Here is a 925-nt window from a genome sequence, read left to right as displayed (position 1 = left end):
ATGATAATCCTGCCAACTTATTGCCGAGCTCTGTAATCTCGACCGACCTTAGCAATACCAATTCTACCGAAGTTACTTATGATCAGTACGATTTAAAAGGTAACTTACAACAATACACAACTAAAGATGGAGTAGCAACAACAATTATTTGGGGTTACAATTCCACCCAGCCGATAGCAAAAATAACAGGAATATCTTATTCTCTTGTAATTGGATTGGCGGCAGAAATAATTGCAGCATCTAATGCATATATTAATTTAGGTACTGAGCAGTCTCTAATCGACAAACTAGATACCTTCAGGAAAAATTCTGCATTACAAAATACTCAGATTACCACTTACACATATGATCCATTGGTAGGAGTAACAAGTATTACCCCACCATCAGGAATTAGAGAAATATATTTATATGATTCAGCGAATCGATTAAAAGAAATAAAACAACAGGAAAAAGATGCCGCAGGAAACCTAATCTATAAAACAGTAAAAGAATTCAAATACAACTACAAACACTAAAAACCAGATATGAAAAAAATAATCATCCCGATAAGTACATTGTTTGTAGTGGGTATTTCCCATGCGCAAACTTTGAATTTAAGTACCAATCAGAATTATGTCTATTCAAAAACCTATCTTGATTATGATGCAAATAATCAACCCGCTAAAACCTCTGAAACCGTTCAATATCTTGATGGTTTAGGCAGACCTAAACAGGTTGTGAATATCAAAGCATCCCCATTACAAAAAGATGTGGTGTCTCATATCACCTATGACGGATTTGGGAGACAGGCTCTGGATTACCTTCCCGTTCCACAAGCTGGAACAATGAATGGAGCATTTATTCCCGACCCTTTAGCAAATGCACCTAATACTCCTTTAGGCAACGAAGTTATTTTTGCTAAAAAAGAATTTGAAAATTCGCCATT

1 protein-coding gene and 1 pseudogene are annotated in these 925 nt (G+C 35.6%); both read left to right on the top strand.

Annotation, left to right across the window (positions count from 1 at the left end):
* Nucleotides 1–515 (top strand): annotated as a pseudogene (locus AB671_RS22470) (hypothetical protein); the annotation flags it as partial.
* Between the two features lie 9 nt (nt 516–524).
* Nucleotides 525–925 (top strand): DUF6443 domain-containing protein (locus tag AB671_RS09490; protein ID WP_228390969.1); only part of this gene is annotated, 401 nt, incomplete at its 3' end.

This window comes from Chryseobacterium sp. BGARF1 (assembly GCF_001677955.1).
Taxonomy (GTDB): domain Bacteria; phylum Bacteroidota; class Bacteroidia; order Flavobacteriales; family Weeksellaceae; genus Chryseobacterium.
This window is presented reverse-complemented; position numbering and strand designations above follow the sequence as displayed.